At 65.6% G+C, this 18,927-nt stretch carries 14 protein-coding genes and 1 tRNA gene; 10 read left to right on the forward strand and 5 right to left on the reverse strand.

Translation table 11 applies throughout. The annotated features are described in order from the left end of the window. Nucleotides 1-85 precede the first annotated feature (85 nt). The 3 genes from VWN43_RS13785 (at nucleotide 86) to VWN43_RS13795 (ending at nucleotide 7,228) form a co-directional block, all read left to right on the forward strand. Nucleotides 86-4,774: an NAD-glutamate dehydrogenase domain-containing protein gene (locus tag VWN43_RS13785; RefSeq protein WP_320181355.1), complete on the forward strand. Its 4,689-nt coding sequence runs from the start codon at nucleotides 86-88 to the stop codon at nucleotides 4,772-4,774. 70 nt (nucleotides 4,775-4,844) lie between these two features. Next, a complete protein-coding gene (locus tag VWN43_RS13790) occupies nucleotides 4,845-6,071 on the forward strand; it encodes an NAD(P)/FAD-dependent oxidoreductase (protein ID WP_320181354.1) in 1,227 nt (408 codons plus the stop codon). Between the two features lie 23 nt (nucleotides 6,072-6,094). After that, the gene (locus VWN43_RS13795; RefSeq protein ID WP_320181353.1) at nucleotides 6,095-7,228 is read left to right on the forward strand and encodes a CaiB/BaiF CoA transferase family protein; all 1,134 of its coding nucleotides are present in this window, start codon (nucleotides 6,095-6,097) and stop codon (nucleotides 7,226-7,228) included. Here the strand turns inward: VWN43_RS13795 and queG are convergent. Continuing rightward, entirely contained in the window at nucleotides 7,225-8,265 is a 1,041-nt protein-coding gene (gene queG, locus VWN43_RS13800; RefSeq protein ID WP_320181352.1) for a tRNA epoxyqueuosine(34) reductase QueG, read from the reverse strand. The genes VWN43_RS13795 and queG overlap by 4 nt on opposite strands. A gap of 66 nt (nucleotides 8,266-8,331) precedes the next feature. On the opposite strand from queG, the gene VWN43_RS13805 reads away from it, so the two are divergent. The 4 genes from VWN43_RS13805 (at nucleotide 8,332) to msrB (ending at nucleotide 12,575) form a co-directional block, all read left to right on the forward strand. Then, nucleotides 8,332-9,312 (forward strand): ABC transporter ATP-binding protein, encoded by a 981-nt coding sequence (locus VWN43_RS13805; RefSeq protein WP_320181351.1) that lies wholly within the window; start codon nucleotides 8,332-8,334, stop codon nucleotides 9,310-9,312. Then, complete coding sequence (locus tag VWN43_RS13810) at nucleotides 9,309-10,520, forward strand: ABC transporter permease (RefSeq protein ID WP_320181350.1); 1,212 nt, start codon at nucleotides 9,309-9,311, stop codon at nucleotides 10,518-10,520. The genes VWN43_RS13805 and VWN43_RS13810 overlap by 4 nt, the downstream gene beginning before the upstream one ends. A 134-nt stretch (nucleotides 10,521-10,654) precedes the next feature. Next, entirely contained in the window at nucleotides 10,655-11,995 is a 1,341-nt protein-coding gene (locus VWN43_RS13815; RefSeq protein WP_320181349.1) for a cytochrome P450, read from the forward strand. Between the two features lie 82 nt (nucleotides 11,996-12,077). Then, nucleotides 12,078-12,575: a peptide-methionine (R)-S-oxide reductase MsrB gene (msrB, locus tag VWN43_RS13820; protein WP_320181348.1), complete on the forward strand. Its 498-nt coding sequence runs from the start codon at nucleotides 12,078-12,080 to the stop codon at nucleotides 12,573-12,575. Nucleotides 12,576-12,624: 49 nt separating this feature from the next. Here the strand turns inward: msrB and VWN43_RS13825 are convergent, their stop codons facing one another. The 4 genes from VWN43_RS13825 to VWN43_RS13840 form a co-directional block, all read right to left on the reverse strand. Further along, on the reverse strand, nucleotides 12,625-13,257 hold the full coding sequence (locus VWN43_RS13825; protein WP_253521228.1) for a PilZ domain-containing protein: 633 nt from the start codon (nucleotides 13,255-13,257) through the stop codon (nucleotides 12,625-12,627). Between the two features lie 171 nt (nucleotides 13,258-13,428). Continuing rightward, nucleotides 13,429-13,513, reverse strand: a tRNA-Leu gene (locus VWN43_RS13830). Nucleotides 13,514-13,581: 68 nt separating this feature from the next. After that, complete coding sequence (locus VWN43_RS13835) at nucleotides 13,582-13,962, reverse strand: integration host factor subunit beta (protein WP_320182162.1); 381 nt, start codon at nucleotides 13,960-13,962, stop codon at nucleotides 13,582-13,584. A 48-nt stretch (nucleotides 13,963-14,010) separates the two neighbouring features. Next, nucleotides 14,011-14,352: a GntR family transcriptional regulator gene (locus VWN43_RS13840; protein ID WP_253523079.1), complete on the reverse strand. Its 342-nt coding sequence runs from the start codon at nucleotides 14,350-14,352 to the stop codon at nucleotides 14,011-14,013. A gap of 202 nt (nucleotides 14,353-14,554) precedes the next feature. Between VWN43_RS13840 and VWN43_RS13845 the strand changes: the two genes are divergently transcribed. The 3 genes from VWN43_RS13845 to VWN43_RS13855 all read left to right on the forward strand — a co-directional run bounded on the left by VWN43_RS13845 (nucleotide 14,555) and on the right by VWN43_RS13855 (nucleotide 18,914). Next, nucleotides 14,555-16,138 (forward strand): peptide MFS transporter, encoded by a 1,584-nt coding sequence (locus VWN43_RS13845; RefSeq protein ID WP_320181347.1) that lies wholly within the window; start codon nucleotides 14,555-14,557, stop codon nucleotides 16,136-16,138. A gap of 107 nt (nucleotides 16,139-16,245) precedes the next feature. After that, nucleotides 16,246-17,625, forward strand: a complete 1,380-nt coding sequence (locus tag VWN43_RS13850; protein WP_320181346.1) for an amidohydrolase — start codon at nucleotides 16,246-16,248, stop codon at nucleotides 17,623-17,625. Then, nucleotides 17,622-18,914, forward strand: a complete 1,293-nt coding sequence (locus VWN43_RS13855; protein ID WP_320181345.1) for an amidohydrolase family protein — start codon at nucleotides 17,622-17,624, stop codon at nucleotides 18,912-18,914. Before VWN43_RS13850 ends, VWN43_RS13855 begins: the two co-directional genes overlap by 4 nt. The last annotated feature ends 13 nt before the right edge of the window (nucleotides 18,915-18,927 follow it).

An 18,927-nucleotide genomic window follows, 5' to 3' on the forward strand; every position in this document is an offset into this window, starting at 1 on the left:
GCGCGGCGCGCAGGTCGTGGCGCACACGACTCGGATATTTCGCGGCGCGGAAACGATCATGCGCCGCAAGAAGAAGAGGCCCCTTATGGGTTCGACAACTGCCGTCCTTCCGAAAACCCTCCAGAATGCGATCACCGAGAGAATGCGCCTGTCGCTGCTCAGCGGCGATACGCCGTTCGACAAGGCGCAGCTTGGCGACGCCGCGCAATTTGTCGGGCAGCTGGCCGTCCAGCGTACGCTTGGGCGTTCTGCGATGGCGATCGAAAGCGTCAGCGACGAACGCCGCCTCACGCGCATCGCAATCGTCAATGACGACATGCCCTTCCTGGTCGATTCGGTCGCCGCGACGATTGCCGCTCTGGGGCTGTCGATCGACCGGCTGGTCCACCCGGTCATCCCCGTGGAGCGCGACAAGACCGGACGGCTGACCGGCATCCCCGAAGGCGATCCGGACGAGGCCTATTGGGAATCGATGATCTACATCGAGGCTGCGCGGGTCGATGCCAAGACCCGCCGCCAGTTGCAGGAAACGCTCAAGGAAACGCTTGCCGACGTGCGCGCGGCAGTCACCGACTGGCCCGCGCTGCAGGAGGCCATGGCGAGCGATGCAAAGCGGATCGCGGCAACCGACAATGAAGGCGCCGAGCTGCTCGACTGGCTCAATTCGGGCATGTTGACCCAGCTGGGTCACGTCACCCGTCACCGCGACGGGCGCCAGGTGAACGAGCTGGGCATCTGCCGCCGCAGCGCGCAAGTGCTGCTCGCCGAAGCCTCATACGAACGCGCTTTCGCCTGGTTCGAAGCGGGCACCGACCAGCGCCGGCCGCTGATCATCAAGGCCAACCACCTCAGCAACGTGCATCGCCGCGTCCCGCTCGACCTGCTGATCGTGCCGATCGAGGAGCAGGGCAAGCCGGTCGCGCTCTCGGTCCATGCCGGGGTCTGGACCAGCGCCGCGCTCGCCGCGCCGCCGCGCAGCGTGCCGCGCCTGCGTCGCCAGCTCGATACGCTGCGCAGCCGTCACGGGTTCGACGACACCGGCCATGCCGGCAAGGCGCTGGTCCATGCGCTGACCACGCTCCCGCACGATCTGCTGATCGGCTTCTCGGAAGAAGACGTCGAACGCGTCGCGACGACGATGATGAGCCTGGTCGATCGCCCGCGCCCGCGCCTCGCGCTGGTCGAGGCGCCGCTGGCGCGCCACCTCTTCGCCTTCGTCTGGCTGCCGCGCGACATGGTCGCGACACAGGTGCGGCTGGAAATCCAGGCGCTGCTCGAGGAAGCCGCTTCGGCGCGGCTGCTCGACTGGAGCCTCGAGGTCGAAGGCGGCAATCTCGCCACCATCCGCTTCGTTTTCGATATTCGCGATGGCGACCAGGCGCCCGACCAGGCCCAGCTCGAGGAGCAGATGCAGACGCTGCTGCGCGGCTGGAGCGAAGCGGTCGAGGCCGAGCTTGGCGCGATCGAGGAACCCAGCCGCGCGGCGGGCCTTGCCATGCGCTTCGCCGACCATTTCCCTACCGGATTCCGCGGCCGCTATGGCCCGCGCGAGGCAGCGCTCGATATCGCGCGCCTGCACGAACTCGGTGCGAGCCTTGAAAGCGAGGAAGTGGTGCGCGGCGCGCGGATGTATTTCTGCGACCGCGAGGTACAGGGGTGCCTGCGGCTCAAGCTCTACCAGTCGGAAGGCAGCCTGCCGCTGTCCGAAGGCGTGCCAGCACTGGAAGATTTCGGTTTCTACGTGCGGTCCGAAATGCCCACCGTGCTCGACGAGGGCCGGTTGGGGACAATCCACGATTTCCTGCTCGACCTGAAGCCGGGTGCCGATCCCAAAGCGCTGATCGACCGGTCCGATGCGATCGAGGAAGCCGTCAGCGCGGTCCTCAACAGCGAAGCGGAGAACGACCCCTTCAACCGGCTGGTGCCCGAAGCGGGCCTGTCCGCGCGCGAGGCGAACTGGCTGCGCGCCTTCTACCGCTATTTGCGGCAGGCCGGCATGGGCTTCACCATCTACACCGTGGTCGATGCGCTGGCTGCCGCGCCCGACGTGACCCGCGCGCTGATCGCGCTGTTCACCGCGCGTCACGATCCCGAATTCGGTACGGGACGCGACAAGGCGGTCGAGGATGCGCGCGCCGCGATCAAGCGCGGCCTCGCCAAGGTCAAGGCGATCAATGACGACCGCCTGCTCAGGCTCTACAACTCGCTGATCGACGCGATCCTGCGCACCAACGCCTTCGCCCCCGCGGCGGCCGAAGCGCTGGCCTTCAAAATCAACTCGGCCAAGGTGCCCAATCTCCCCAAGCCGATCCCCTACCGCGAAATCTTCGTCTATTCGCGCCGGGTCGAGGGTATCCACCTGCGCAGCGGCCCCGTCGCGCGCGGCGGCCTGCGCTGGTCCGACCGGCGCGACGATTTCCGCACCGAGATTCTCGGGCTGATGAAAGCGCAGCGGGTCAAGAACGCGGTGATCGTGCCGACCGGCGCGAAAGGCGGGTTCTATCCCAAGCAGCTGCCCAATCCGGCGCTCGACCGCGAGGCCTGGGCCGCCGAGGGGCGCGCCAGCTACGAGACCTTCATCCGCACGCTGCTGTCGGTCACGGACAACATCGTCGACGACAAGGTCGTCCATCCGGAAGACGTGGTCATCACCGATGGCGAGGACCCCTATTTCGTGGTCGCCGCCGACAAGGGCACCGCGACCTTCTCCGACGTTGCCAACGCGATCGCCGAAGCGAAGGATTTCTGGCTCGACGACGCTTTCGCGAGCGGCGGCTCGAAAGGCTACGACCACAAGGCCATGGGCATTACCGCCAAGGGTGCCTGGGTCAGCGTCCAGCGCCACTTCCTCGAGATGGGCGTCGATGTGCAGAGCGAGCCCGTTGAAGTGGTCGGCTGCGGCGACATGTCGGGTGATGTCTTCGGCAACGGGATGCTGCTGTCCAAGGCGATCAAGCTGGTCGCCGCCTTCGATCACCGCCACATCTTCCTCGATCCCAATCCCGATCCGGCCGCCAGCTGGGACGAGCGCCAGCGCCTGTTCGCGCTCCCCCGCTCGAGCTGGGAGGATTACGACAGCGCGCTGATTTCCAAGGGCGGCGGGGTCTTCGCGCGCGACGCCAAGAGCATCAAGCTGTCCAAGGCGATGCAGGCGAAGCTGGGCATCGAGCAGGGCACGATCGAGCCCGAGGCGCTGATCTCGGCGATCCTGAAGGCGCCGGTCGACCTCATCTGGTTCGGCGGCATCGGCACCTATATCAAGGCGTCGCAGGAGAATAACGTCCAGGTCGGCGACCCGGCCAACGACGCGCTGCGCGTGGATGCAAAGGACGTCCGCGCCAAGGTCATCGGCGAGGGCGCCAATCTCGGAATCACGCAGGCAGGCCGGATCGAGTTCGCGCATGGCGGCGGACGATCGAACACCGACTTCATCGACAATTCGGCGGGCGTCGATTGTTCGGACAATGAGGTCAATATCAAGATCGCGCTGGCCGCCGCCAAGCGCGCGGGCAAGCTCAGCGAGCCCAAGCGGGTCGCGCTGCTCGAATCGATGACCGACGAGGTCGGACGGATCGTGCTTGAGGACAATCGCTTGCAGGCACTTGCGCTGTCGATCGCCGAAGTCGGCGGCGCGCGGGCAATGGCCTCGCAGCAACATATCATCCAGACGCTCGAAGCTGGCGGCAATCTCGACCGCCGGACCGAGGGGCTGGCGGACGACCAGACGCTGCAACGGCGCGCGGCCGATGGCGCCGGCCTGACCCGGCCCGAACTCGCCGTACTGCTGTCCTCGTCTAAGCTGGTGCTCCAGGATGCCATCGAGCGCGGCAGCCTGGCCGACGATGCGCTGCTCGAGGAAACGCTGTTCGAAGCCTTCCCCGCGCCGATGCGCAAGAAGTACAAGACGCAGATCGCGGGCCATCAATTGCGGCGCGAGATCGTTGCGACCAAGCTCGCCAACCGCATCGTCAACCGCATGGGGATGATCCATCCCTTCGAACTGGCCGAAGAGGAAGGCGTCGAGCTGGATGAAGTGGCCGCGGCCTTCGTCGCTGCCGAACACCTGTTCGACCTGCCCGACCTATGGGCGTCTATCGATGCCACAGCGATGCCTGAAAGCGCGCGGCTGATGCTGTTCGACCGGATCGCCGCGGCAGCGGGAAATTTGATTTCGGACGTGCTGCGCACCTCTTCGGGCCACGTCGACCCGAGCGCGCTGGTCGGCGATATCGGCAAGGCAGTCGCCAAGCTGGCGGGCGCCACCACCGAACTGCTGAGCGCCGAATCGCGCCAGCAATCCGATCGCCTGTGCGACCAGCTCATCGCCGCCGGGGCGCCCGAAGCGCTCGCCGCGCGCGTCGCGCATCTCTACGATCTCGACGGCGCAGTGGGCCTCGCCAAGCTGGCCAGCGAAACCGGCATCGCCCCGATCGGGCTGACCGAGGCCTTCACCGATATCGGCCGTCGGCTCGGTCTCGACTGGGCGCAGTCGACCGCCGCGCTGATGAGCCCCTCGGATGTGTGGGAACGCCTGCTGGTTTCTGGCCTCGCGCGCGATTTCCAGCAGATGCGGCTCGAACTGCTGCGGCGCCTCGCGCGGCGCAAGGATGCCAAGCAGGACATGCCCGCCGCGGTTGCCAAATGGGCCGAGGAGCAGGCCGTCGCGGTGCGCGGGTTCCGCAGCATGGTCGCGCGGGCGCAGGGCCAGTCGCCGGTTGCGCCGGCCATGCTGGCGCAGGTCGCAAGCATGGCGCGCAACCTGCTCGGCCGCTAGCACCACACCCGACCCGGGCATGACCGGCTGGGCTTGACCGGCTGGCGTTTTCGCGCCAGCCAGCGCGGCGATGGAACATTTCGATATCGTCATCGTGGGCTCGGGGCATGGCGGGGCCCAGGCCGCCATCGCATTGCGGCAGAACGGCCATGAGGGTTCGGTCCTCATCGTCAGCCGCGATCGCAATCCGCCCTACGAACGCCCCCCGCTCTCGAAGGAATATCTTGCGGGCGAGAAGCCATTCGAGCGTATCCAGATACGCCCCGAACAATTCTGGGCCGACAAGGACATCGAGCTGCGCCTCGGCCGCAACGTCAACGAGGTCGACCCGGTCGCGCGCGAGCTGGGCCTGTCCGACGACACGCGGATTACCTATCGCAAGCTGGTCTGGGCTGCCGGCGGCGATGCCCGCCGCATGTCGTGCCCGGGTAGCGACAATGCCGGCATCCACTACGTCCGCACGCGGCGCGACGTCGATACGCTCAGGGAAGAGCTCGCCGCCGGGGCCAAGCGCGCAGTGATCGTCGGGGCGGGCTATATCGGGCTCGAGGCAGCGGCGGTGCTCCGCAAGCTCGATTGCCAGGTCACCGTGGTCGAAGTGCTCGACCGCGTGCTGGCGCGCGTCGCGGGTCCCGAATTGTCCGAATTCTACGCTGCCTATCACCGCGAACACGGCGTCGATCTGCGGCTGTCGACCGCGGTCGAGACGATCACCGGCGAGAACGGCCGCGTCACCGGCGTGATGACCGACAGCGGCGAGACGATCGCCTGCGATGTGATCATCGCGGGGATCGGCATCGTGCCGTCTGTGGGGCCGCTGATCGCTGCGGGGGCAGCGGGTTCGAACGGGGTCGATGTCGACGCGTACGGGCGCACTACGCTCGACAACATCTATGCCATCGGCGACTGCGCCAGCCACGCCAACCCCTATGCCGACAACAAGGTCATCCGCCTCGAATCGGTCCAGAATGCCAATGACATGGCGACGATCGCGGCCAAGGCGATCATGGGCGACAAGCAGGCCTATGATGCGGTCCCATGGTTCTGGTCGAACCAGTACGATTTGCGCCTGCAGACCGTGGGCATATCGATCGGCTATGATGCCACCGTGCTGCGCGGCGATCCGGCGGACAAGAAGTTCAGCGTGGTCTATCTGCGCGAAGGCGTGGTGATCGCGCTCGATTGCGTCAACAACACCAAGGATTACGTGCAGGGCCGCAAGCTGGTGATGGCGCGCGCGGAAGTGGATCCCGAAGTGCTTGCCGACAGCGCGGTGCCGCTCAAGGACATGCTGTGATTGCAGCCGGGGACGGTCGCGCGATGCTCGAAGGGCTTCGCGTGATCGACATGACCTCGGTGGTGTTCGGGCCCTATTGCACGCAGATCCTCGCCGATTTTGGGGCCGAGGTGATCAAGGTCGAAGCCCCCGGCGGCGACGTGTTCCGCTACGGCGCGCCCTCCGCGCGCAGCAAGGCCATGGGCCCGGGGTACATCGCGCTCAATCGCGGTAAGCAGTCGCTGGTGCTCGATCTCAAGCAGGAGGCCGACCGCGCGATACTGCGCGATTTGCTCGCCGATGCCGACATCTTCATCCACAATGTCCGCGCCGAAGCGATCGAGCGGCTCGGGTTCGATTACGACAGCGTGCGCGCGCTTGCTCCCGACATCATCTATGCACATTGCGTTGGCTTCGGCTCGGGCGGGCCCTATGCCGGGCTGCAGGCCTATGACGACGTGATCCAGGCCGCCAGCGGCACCACCACCCTGCTGCCGCGCGCAGACGGCAACGAGCGCCCGCGCTACCTGCCATCGCTGATCGCCGACAAGGTCGCCGGACTGCACGCCGCCTATGCGGTGATGGCCGCCGTGGTACACCGCCTGCGGACCGGGCAAGGCCAGCATGTCGAAGTGCCGATGTTCGAGGCCTTCAGCAGCTTCATGCTCAAGGAGCACCTTGGCGGGAACACTTTCGAGCCGCCCGTCGGCCCGCCCTGCTATGGCCGCCAGGTCGACCCGGATCGCCAGCCGTTCCCGACCCGCGACGGATATGTCAGCATCGTGCCTTACCGGCTCGACCATTTCACCAAGGTGATCGCGCTGATGGGCGACGAGGCCTTCGCGCGAGAAGAGCGCTTCGCCACGCCCGAAGGGCTGATCGCGGGGCAGGCCGAACTCTATGCCCGCATCGCCGAACTCACCGCCGGTTTCGCGACCGACAAACTGGTCGCGCTGATGCACGCCAATGCGATCCCCGCGATGCCGGTGCGCGACATGGCCGACATGGCGCAGGAGCCCCATCTTGAAGCGTCGGGCTTTTTCATGCGCCGCGAACACCCCACCGAAGGCGCGCTGGTCGAGATGCGCGAGCCGTCGCGCTTTTCCGCCTGGGAAGCGCCCGATCCAGCGCCCGCCCCGCTGCTGGGCGAGCACGACCGGACTTATCGCAACGACTAGGCGAGCCTTGCCGCAGCCCAATCGGCCGCTTCGGAAACCGCGGGATCGGGATCACCGCGCAGCCCTTCGACAAGCGGAGCGAGAGCTGCCGAACCGCTATTCCCTGCCGCATAAAGGCAGTTGCGCACGAAGCGGTCGCGCCCAACCCGCTTGATCGGCGAGCCGGAGAAGAACTGCCTGAAGCCCGCATCGTCAAAGGCCAGGAAGGCAGCCAGGTCGGGCGCCATCAGCTCCTCGCGCGGCGCCAGCTTGAGGTGCCGGTGCGCCGTATCGGCGAACTTGTTCCATGGGCAGACCGCGAGGCAATCGTCGCAGCCATAGATGCGATTGCCCAGCGCCTCACGAAACTCCTCGGGGATCGGCCCCTTGTGCTCGATCGTGAGGTAGGAAATGCAGCGCCGCGCATCGAGCTGGTAGGGCGCGGGGAAGGCGTCGGTCGGGCAGGCATCCTGGCACGCGCGGCAATTTCCGCAGCGATCGGGATGCGAGAGGTCGGGCGCGAATTCGAGCGTCGAATAGATTGCGCCGAGGAACAGCCAGCTGCCATGCGACCGGCTGACCAGATTGGTGTGCTTGCCTTGCCAGCCGATCCCGGCCGCCTCCCCCAGCGGCTTTTCCATCACCGGCGCCGTATCGACGAAGACCTTGAGTTCGCTTGTCGGTTCGCGCGCGATCAGCCAGCGCGCCAGCGCTTTCAGCGCCTTCTTGACCACGTCGTGATAGTCGCGCCCCTGCGCATAGACCGAAACGCGCGCTTTCTCCGGCGCGGCCGCCAGCGCCAGAGGGTCCACATCGGGCGCATAGCTCATGCCCAGTGCGATCACGCTGTTGGCTTCGGGCCATAATCCTTGCGGTGAGGCGCGCTGCTGTTTGCGCGCATCCATCCAGTCCATCGCGCCGTGCCGCCCTTCGCCCAGATAGTGCTCGAGCCGCGCGGCGCGCTGCGGGTCGGGCGCAGCAGATGCAAATCCGCAGGCGACGAAACCCAGCCTGAGGGCCTCGGCGCGCAATTCCGCCTGCAATCCTGCATTAACCACGCTTGCGGGTGCTCCCGTTCACTGCCAGCCACTAATCATGCGCGCATGCTTACCGAGACAGGCTCCATGACGCGACCCCCGGCTGGCGACCAGCGCCCGCTCGCTATCGAGGCCCACGGGCTGGTCAAGCGCTTCGATGGCACGCTGGCGGTCGACGGCGTCGATATCGCCGTGCCCGAAGGCGCCATTTACGGCATCCTTGGACCCAATGGCGCGGGCAAGACCACGACCTTGCGCATGCTGCTGGGCATTATCGATCCCGACGCGGGCGTGCGCCGCGTGTTCGGCAATGATCGCCCGCATGAGGTCGCCAAGCTGATCGGCTACCTGCCCGAGGAACGCGGGCTCTACCCGGCGATGAAATGCGACGAGGCGATCGCCTTCATGGGCGCCTTGCGCGGTTTGCCCACCGCCCAAGGCAAGGCGCGCGGGCGCGAATTGCTCGAACGCCACGGCCTTGGCCATGCGGTCGACCGGCAGATCCGCCAGCTGTCGAAGGGCATGGCGCAGACGGTGCAATTGCTCGGCACGCTGGTCCACCGCCCGCGCCTGGTGGTGTTCGACGAGCCCTTCAGCGGGCTGGATGCGATCAACCAGGGCAAGCTCGAAGTGATGATCCGCGAGCTGGCGGACAATGGCACCACGGTGATCTTCTCGACCCATGTCATCCATCATGCCGAGCGGCTATGCGACGAGGTCGCGATCATTGCCGGGGGCAAGGTCCCCTATGCCGGGTCGGTCGATTCCGCACGCGACCGCATCCCCGCGCAGGTCCGGCTCGAGACGCGCCAGCGCGACGGGGCCTGGCGCGCGGCGCTCCCCGCGGATGCCCGCCATAATGACAAGGGGGATGGCAGCCATTTCTGGTTCTTCCCCGTTCCCGAGACAGGAATCGAAGCCTTGCTCAAGCAGCTGATCGATGGCGAAGCCGGTATCCTGTCGCTGTCGATCGAGCGCGCCGGTCTGCACGATGCCTTCGTCGAGATTGCGGGCGAAGCGGCGGCCCGCGCGCTCGAGGAAGACCAGGCCGCAGGAGCCTCGCGATGACCGACACCACCCGCCTGTCGCTGTTCGAAGCCGCGCGCGTCGTGGCAAAGCGCGATTTCCACGCCATCCTGTTCAGCCGCGCATTCTTCTTCTTCCTGCTGGGCCCGTTGTTCCCGATCGTTATCGGGGCGCTGGCAGGCGGGATCGGCGGACAAGTGCAGCGCGACGCCAATACCCGCGTTGTCGCGGTGGCCATGGCGGAGGCCGACACGCAGGCGATGATCGCGGCACGCGCACGGCTCGCCCCGCAGATCGGCATGGCACTGCCCGAACTCCAGTCGAGCGCCAGCGCAGCCTCGCCCGAACAGATCCTGCGCGAGCCGGGCAAAAACTATACCGCGGTGATCAGCGGCACGGTGGCCGCGCCCGCGCTGACTGCGCCGGCAGACGCGATAGAATACTGGAGCGGACCCATCGCGCTGATCGCCGCCGATGCCGGCAGGGGGACCGCAACCGCCTATCCGGAAGTTACCGCGCGCCCGGTCGCGACCAGTGTCGCCGCGCAGCGCAGCGACCGTATCCGTACCGCGCAGGCGGGGCAGCTGCTGCTGTTCCTGCTGATGATGCTGCTGGCGGGCATGGTGCTCTCCAACCTCGTCGAGGAAAAGGCCAACAAGATCATCGAAGTGCTCGCCGCGGCCATTCCGATGGACGCCGTCTTTCTCGGCAAGCTGGCCGCCATGCTGGGCATCAGCCTGGTCGGCATTGCGGTGTGGGCCACCGCGGGCGCGGCGATCGGCCTGCTGGCCGGTAGCGCATTGCCGCAACTGCCCGAACCCGCGCTGGGCTGGCCGCTGTTCCTGCTGTTCGGGATTATTTATTTCGCGATGGGCTATCTGCTGCTCGGCTCGCTGTTCCTGACGATTGGCGGGATGGCGACGACCGTGCGCGAGGTGCAGACGCTGTCGATGCCCGTCACCATGGCGCAGCTGCTGGTGTTTTTCCTCGCCGCGTCCTCGATCACCCGCCCCGGTTCGCCGATAGAGCTGTTCGCCGCGATTTTCCCGCTGTCCTCGCCCTTCGCCATGCTGGCGCGCGCGGCGCAGTCGGACGCGCTGTGGCCGCATGCGCTCGCGCTTGGCTGGCAGGCGCTGTGCGTGATCCTGTTCGTCCGCTTCGGGGCGATGATCTTCCGCCGCCGGGTGATGAAATCGGGCCGCGGCGGACGCGCGGTGAAGGGGCATGTCGGCGGGACCGAACCCGCGTAAGAACTCGCATCTGGATCAACGACCTCGTTGGGTGGCGATTTGCAACGCACTATTGACACACGTGTCAGTTAAGGCAGGATGGGCGGCATAGGAGGGAGAGCGGCGGATGGAGTCGCTCCCGCGAGGAGAGAGACATGGCCACTGCTGCAATCGAACGCCCCCAATGCCGTACCGAACCCAGAGCGCATGAAGCGCTGAAACAGCATTTTGCGGAGCACCCCGAGGAACGCCTCAGCCACCCGCACAAATGGGATGTCAGCCGCAGCGACATCTATTCCGAGAACACTTGGCAGCCGATCTTCAAGGAGATGCGCGAAGCCGGACCGCTGCATTACATCCCCGAAAGCCCCTTCGGCCCCTATTGGGCGGTGGTCGGCCACAAGGCGATCCAGCATATCGAGGCGCTGCCCGACACCTTTTCCTCCAGCTGGGAGCATGGCGGGATCACCATCCTCAACCGGCTGACCGATGAGGAACTGGCCGAGGCGGGGATCGAGGAGCGGCGCGAGCTGCCCATGTTCATCGCCATGGACCGCCCGCAGCACACCGGCCAGCGACGCACCGTTGCGCCCAAGTTCACGCCCAGCGGCATGGCCGAGATGGAAGGCGAGATCCGCCAGCGTACCGGCGAACTGCTCGACAGCTTGCCGCGCGGCGAAGTGTTCGACTGGGTCGACAAGGTCTCGATCGAGCTGACCACGGGCATGCTCGCGATCCTGTTCGGTTTCCCCTGGGAAGACCGCCGCCTGCTGACCTTCTGGTCCGATTGGGCGGGCGATACCGAACTCGCCACCGTGCGCGATCTCGATGAGATGCGCTGGGGCTTCCTCAACGAGATGGCGGCCTATTTCCAGTCGCTGTGGATCGAGCGCACGCATGACAAGGAACCGGGCGACGATCTCATCTCGATGATGATCCATTCCGAAGCGATGAACCAGATGAGCCCGCAGGAATTCATGGGCAATCTGATCCTGCTGATCGTGGGCGGCAACGACACCACCCGCAATTCGATGAGCGGCTTCATCTACCAGCTCGACAAGAACCCCGAGCAGCGCAAGCTGTTCGAACAGAACCCCGACGTGATCCCCAATGCGGTGCAGGAAATGCTCCGCATGCAGACCCCGCTCGCGCATATGCGGCGCACCTGCACCGAGGATACCGAAGTGTTCGGCCAGACGATCAAGAAGGGCGACAAGGTCGTGCTGTGGTATCTCTCGGCCAATCGCGACGAGGAAGTGTTCGAGAATCCCGACAAGCTCGACCTGACGCGCGAGAATGCCCGCCGCCACATCGCTTTCGGTTATGGCATCCACCGCTGCGTCGGCGCGCGCCTGGCCGAGCTCCAGCTACGGATCCTGCTCGAGGAAATGCACAAGCGCCGCATCCGCGTGCATGTCGCGGGCGATATCGAGCGCGTGCGGGCGAATTTCGTCCACGGTTTCCGCAAGCTCGAGGTCGAGGTCACCCAGTTCTGACGGCGGGCGGTAACCCGCCGCGCGGTTCAAGCGTAGGTTCAGGCGTGGGGGGCTATTCCTCCACGCCATGAGACCGCACCCGATGACCGACCTGTCCCTCGATCGCCGCCGCCTGCTTGGCTGGATCGGTGCCTCTGCGAGCTTTGCGGGACTGGCCGCGTGCGGCTCAGGCGCGGCGGAGGCGAAGGAATTCCGGATAAAGTACACGGCCGCCGAATGGCGCCAGCGGCTCAGCAAACAGGAATTCGCGATCCTGCGCGAGGCGAGGACCGAACGGCCCTATTCCTCACCGCTCAATGACGAACAGCGGGCGGGTACCTTCACCTGCGCGGGCTGCGGCAATGCGCTTTACAGCTCAAGGGCCAAATACGATTCGAAAACCGGCTGGCCCAGCTTCTGGCAGGCCATCGACAAGGGCGCGGTCGGCACCGCCACCGATTACAAGATCGGCTATCCGCGCACCGAAGTGCATTGCGCCGACTGCGGCGGGCATCTGGGCCATATCTTCAACGATGGGCCCAAGCCGACCGGCAAGCGCCATTGCATCAACGGCGCCGCGATGGATTTCGTGGTTAGCTAGATTAGCGCCCGACCAGGCGTGACGAAGTCGCCTTGAACAGCAGCGCGTATTACCTCTGGTCCTGCAGCAGCGCGGGGCATTGCACCTTGGCCGCCAGCTTGGCGAAATCGGCCAGCGTAAAGGTATCTTCGAACACCAGCCCGTAATTGGCATCCTTGCGCCAGCGCACCGTGCAGCGGATGTCGGGCAATTGGTCGCAGGAAATCGTCACGCGCTGGTCGATAGAAAAGACGTGGTCGCATTCGATCCGCGCACCCTGCTGCGAGACATTGAGCGTGACCGCCTTGCCCCGGCCCGTCAGCGCGGACACCACCAGCGGAAGCATGATGTTGAGACGCAGCTGACGCTTGGGGTAACCCCAGTCTTCCTGGATCAGCTGTTCGACCGCGATCGGGGTGACGAAACGATAGCTCGCCTCGAAGCCCTCGGAGCGGACCAGTTCCAGCTCGTAGGTTTCACCGTTCTGCAGTTCGAGCGCGATCGCCGCATCGGTCGGCAAGCGATGGAAGGTGCGCACGGATACGCCGGTCGCCGAGACATCGCGGATAACGCAGACGAACTCGCCCTGCCCGCACACCAGTTTCGCCGCGCGGATAAGCGAGATGAAGCGCGGCGCAGCGCGCTGTTCGGGTCCGGTCGAGGAAGCGTTATCGTCCATGTAGAGTTCGGTGGTAAATTCCATCGCCCCTAAATTCTCCAGGTACCCGCAGCTACGGCTTGTCTGCCACGGTTCCCTGGCCCAGCGATCCTTTGAAGGCCCCTAATATAACGCTAGGGGTTAACGCGGAGATAAACCCCTTGCGAATTATTCGCGGTAGGGCGCGCTTGGTTCATCGAAGGGATGCGACAGCGCTGGTGCGGGTGGTGGGACTCGAACCCACACGTCCAAAGGACAGGGGATTTTAAGTCCCCGGCGTCTACCATTCCGCCACACCCGCCTGCGGCAAGCAGCCCTAATCGCTGCCCGGCGGGCGGGCAATCGTCGATCTTGAGCTATAGGGAAACGTCAGTCGTCGTTGAGACGGCGACGCATATCCTTGCCGGGCTTGAAATAGGGCACGCGCTTGGCGGGCACATCGACCGTTTCGCCGGTGCGCGGGTTGCGACCCTTGCGCGCTTCGCGCTCTCGCGTGGAAAAGGCGCCGAACCCGCGCAGTTCGACGCGTCCGCCTTCGCTCAGGCGCTGGGCAATTTCTTCGAAGAAGACGTCCACGACCTGTTCGACCTCTTCGGCCCGCAGCTCGGGATTATCCTGGGCAAGGGCAGTAAGAAGTTCGGATCGGATCATTTGGCGTCTCCTGGCCCACTCGGCCACAAATGGGTTATTACCACGCGCCCCACCGAAATCATGCTTTCTTGCCCGATTCCAATCCGCTGGTTGTGGCAGAAGCCGCGGTTCCCCGCAAGTTCACAGCTGTAAATTTCAGCCCGGCCCTCAGGCTTCGGCAAGCAGTTCGCTGGCCGAGACGCCAAGGCGGTCCATCCGCGCCCTGATCTCGGGCCATTCCTCGCGCAGGAAAGCGTCGCGTTCCGACCGGCGCAGGCGCTCGGCTGCGCCGTCGACGACATACATGCCGACCCCGCGCTGGACTTCGACCAGACCGTCGTTCTGGAACTGCTGGTAAGCCTTGGCGACGGTTAACGGATTGGCGCCCTGCTCGGCAGCCAGCGCGCGGACCGAGGGCAGCATGTCGCCTTCGGCATAGCGTCCGTCGATAATCGCCGCTGCGATCATGTCACGCAGCTTGAGATAGACCGGCTTGGACTGGTTGCGCATCACGTGTTCCCCGAAGCTGACTGCATCAGTGCCATAATACACCGGAGCGCGCAAGGTTCCCGGCCAAACCGCCATTCGCGAACCAGCCGGTCACGAGTGTAACTAATGCTTCACATGAGCGCGCAAGCCGTTAGGGTGCCCGCTTCTTCGGGGAGGAAGCCCTGTGTGCGGCTTCCTGAACACTACAAGAGGTTTGCCACGCATGGCCACAACACAACCGGTTGACGGGGATTCGGCAGGAACATTCCTGGGCCACCCCAAGGGACTGTTCGTCCTGTTCTTCGCCGAGATGTGGGAGCGTTTTTCCTACTACGGGATGCGCGCCCTGCTGATCTTCTACCTGACCAAGCACTGGCTGTTTTCGGACAGCGATGCGGGCATCATCTACGGCGCCTATACCGCCTTGGTGTACATCACCCCGGTGGTCGGCGGCTATCTCGCCGACAAGTATCTGGGACAGAGGAAGGCGGTGCTGTTCGGCGCGGTCCTGCTGACGCTCGGCCATTTCTTCATGGCCTTCGAAGGCGATCCCGCCGCGGGGACGGAGAACAATCCGATCGTCTACGTTTTCTGGCTGGCACTGGCGCTGATCATCGTCGGATCGGGCTTCCTCAAGGCGAATATCTCGGTGATTGTCGGCCAGCTCTATCCGCGGACCGATACGCGCCGCGATGCGGCCTACACCATCTTCTACATGGGCATTAACCTGGGCGCCGCAATCGGTTCGCTGCTGTGCGGCTATATCGGCGAAACCTATGGCTGGGCCTATGGCTTTGGTCTTGCAGGGATCGGCATGCTGGCGGGCCTGGTCGTGTTCGTCTGGGGCAAGCCGCTGCTGCTCGGCCGCGGCGAACCGCCCAAGCAGCTTGCCAAGAAGACCGAATGGTCGATGTACGGCGTGGGCATCGCGCTGGTCGGCGTCTGCTGGCTTGCGATCCAGTATCAGGACATGGTCGGCTACGTGCTCGGCCTCTTCGGTGGGTCGCTGGTGCTTTACGTGCTGTTCACTGCGGTGGTGAAGCTGCCCAGCGAAGAACGCGACCGCATTTTCGCAGCGATGTTCCTGATCCTGACCTCGATCGTCTTCTGGGCGCTGTTCGAACAGGCGGGCTCGAGCCTCAACCTGTTCACCGATCGCCATGTCGATCGCGGCGGCGTGCCCGCGTCGACCTTCCAGTCGATCAATGCGATCTACATCATCCTGCTCGCCCCGGTGTTTGCGGTTACCTGGCAAACGCTTGGCCGCAAGGGGATGGAACCCAGCGCTCCGCTCAAGTTCGGCCTGGGTGTCGTCCAGGTCGGCCTTGGCTTCCTCGTCCTCGTATGGGGCGCGCAGTCGGTCGGCATGGACGCGGCCGTGCCCGTGCTGTTCATCTTCCTGATCTACCTGCTGCACACCACCGGCGAGCTGTGCCTGTCACCGGTCGGCCTCTCGGCCATGAACCGTCTGGCGCCGTCACATATGGCGTCGCTGATCATGGGCACCTGGTTCTTCGCTTCGGCCACCGGCAACTTCGCCGCCGGCCTGATCGCCTCGGCCACCGGTGCCGAAGGCGTGGGCGAGGAGGCGGGCAAGCAGGTCGTGCTCGACGTCTACTCGACCGTCGGCTGGTACGCGATCGCGATCGGTGTCGGAGTGATGGTCATCAGCCCGCTGATCAAGAAGCTCATGCATCTCGATACGCTTCAGGACGACGATGTCGGCGACGACCTGCTCGGCCAGAGCGAGGGTCCGGGCGAACCGCAAGGCGCCGGTATCCATCCGGAAACACGCCCATTGGGCTGATCCGCTATCCGGTGCCAATCTGCGAACTGCTTGATAGCGCCGACAAAACGCAATTGACCGCACGGGCCGGGGCAGCGATGCTCCGGCCCGACTGCATTGGGGGTTCCATGAAGAAATATACCTTGCTCGCCTGCGCGGCCGCATTCGCGGTTGCCGGATGTTCCACCACCGGGGGCGACGGCTTGGCCTCGGCCTCTACCAAGGATTGGACCGCGCCGGTTGGCAAGGATGGCAATGCCCCCTTCCCCTCGACCTACACCCCCTATCCCGGCCGTCCGACGGCGCTGATCGGCGCGACCGTGTACGACGGCCGAGGCGGCCGGATCGACAACGGCACCGTCCTGTTCCGCGACGGCAAGGTCGTTGCCGTCGGCGATGCCTCGCTGGCCACCGAGGGCTACGACCGGATCGATGGCAGCGGCAAGTTCGTCACCCCGGGGGTGATCGACATCCATTCGCACCTGGGCGACTATCCCACCCCCAGCGTGCAGGCGCATTCCGACGGCAACGAAGCGACCAGCCCGATGACGCCCGAAGTCTGGGCCGAGCATTCGGTCTGGCCTCAGGACCCGGGCTTTACCCGCGCGCTGGCCAATGGCGGCGTCACCAGCCTGCAGATCCTGCCGGGTTCGGCGAACCTGACCGGTGGCCGCTCGGTCACGCTGAAGAACGTTTCCGCGCGGACCGTGCAGGGGATGAAGTTCCCCGGCGCGCCCTATGGCATGAAGATGGCCTGCGGCGAGAACCCCAAGCGCGTCTATGGCGGCAAGGGCCGCACGCCCTCGACCCGGATGGGCAATTTCGCGGTCAACCGGCAGATGTGGCTCGATGCGGAGGCCTATGACGGCAAGAAGCGCGATCTGGGCAAGGAAACGCTCAAGGGCGTGCTCGACGGCGAAATCCTCGTCCACAACCATTGCTACCGCGCGGACGAAATGGCGCTGGTGATGGATATGGCCAAGGAGATGGGCTACAAGGTCACCGCCTTCCATCACGCGGTCGAAGCCTACAAGATCGGCGATTTGCTGCGCGAAAACGACGTCTGCAGCGCGATCTGGGCGGACTGGTACGGCTTCAAGATGGAAGCCTATGACGGTATCCTCGAAAACGCGGCGCTGCTGCGCCAGGCGGATGCCTGCGTGGTGATCCATTCCGATGACGAGAACGGCATCCAGCGGCTCAACCAGGAAGCGGCCAAGGCGCAGGCCGCCGGGCATCGGCTGGGGATCGACATCCCCGACGCCGAAGTGGTCGGCTGGTTCACCTACAACGCCGCCAAGGCCATGGGCATCGCCGAGATGACCGGCAGCCTCGAGGCCGGCAAGATGGCCGACGTCGTGCTGTGGAACGGCGATCCGCTGTCGGTCTATTCGCGGCCCGAAAAGGTCTGGGTCGATGGCGCGCTGATGTTCGATGCGATGGACCGCAAGCGGCGTCCGGTGAGCGATTTCGAGCTCGGCCAGCCCGGTGAAGGAGACGTGAAATGAAGGCTCTCGCAACGCTTCTCGCCTCCGCCGCGATCGCTGTCGCCGCACCTGCCGCCGCGCAGAGCTTCGTCGTGACCAACGCCACCGTCGCCTCGGGCGATGGCAGCGAACCGATCGAGAGCGGCTATGTCGTGGTCGAGAACGGCAAGGTCTCCGCGATCGGCAGCGGTACGCCCGCCAGCAACCTTCCCGCGATCGACGCGAACGGTGCCTGGGTTACCCCGGGCATTTTCGCGACCCTCACCAGCCTCGGCCTGTGGGACGTCGGTGCGGTGAGCGAATCGAACGATACGCGCGCCGGTGGGGCGCCGTTCAGCGCCGCGCTCGACGTGGCTCCGGTGATCAATCCTTCCTCGCAGCACATCCTCGTCCACCGCGCCTCGGGCATCACCCGCGCCGCCACGGTGACGCTGCCCTCGAGCTCGATCTTCGGCGGGCAGGGCGCGGTGATCGATCTGGGGGCCGATCCCGACGCGGTTACGCAGGCGCGCGCCTTCCAGGTCGTCGCGCTCGGCGAATATGGCGGGCGGATCGCGGGCGGCAGCCGCGTCGCCACGCACACGCTGCTGCGCGCCGCGCTGCGCGAGGCGAGCGCCAACCGCGCGGCCACCAGCGCCGACATCCGCAGCGACGAGGTCCTGCTCACCCGGTTCGACGCGGCGGCACTGGCCCCGGTCGTCCGCGGCGAACAGCCGCTTTACGTCTATGTCGAGCGCGCTTCCGACATCCGCAGCACGCTGGCGCTCAAGCGCGAATTCCCGCGCCTCGACCTCGTGCTCGTTGGCGCCAGCGAAGGCTGGCTCGTCGCCCGCGAGATCGCTGCAGCCGGCGTGCCTGTCATCGCCGACGGACTCGATGATCTGCCTGCCAATTTCGAGGAGCTGGCGGCAACGCAGAGCAATATCGGGCGGATGGTGAAAGCCGGAGTCAAGGTCGCGCTCAACGCCGCGGCGATGGAGAACCCGCGCAACCTCAACCAGTATGCGGGCAATCTCGTGGCGCTGACCCGCATGCCCGGGGCCGACGGTTTGAGCTGGGGCCAGGCCTTCGCGGCGATCACCTCGGTGCCCGCCAGCATCAGCGGCATGGGCGGCCAGGCCGGGGTGCTCGCCCCGGGTGCGATGGGCGACCTGGTGATCTGGGACGGCGATCCGCTCCAAGTGGGATCGATGCCGGTGAAGGTGTTCATCGACGGCGTGGAGCAGCCGCTGGACAACCACCAGAGCCGTCTCAAGGAGCGTTATCGCGATCTCGACGAGAGCGATCTGCCCAAGGGCTACGACTGGTAGGCCGGTGAAGGAA

This window comes from Qipengyuania sp. HL-TH1, from assembly GCF_036365825.1.
Taxonomy (GTDB): domain Bacteria; phylum Pseudomonadota; class Alphaproteobacteria; order Sphingomonadales; family Sphingomonadaceae; genus Qipengyuania; species Qipengyuania profunda.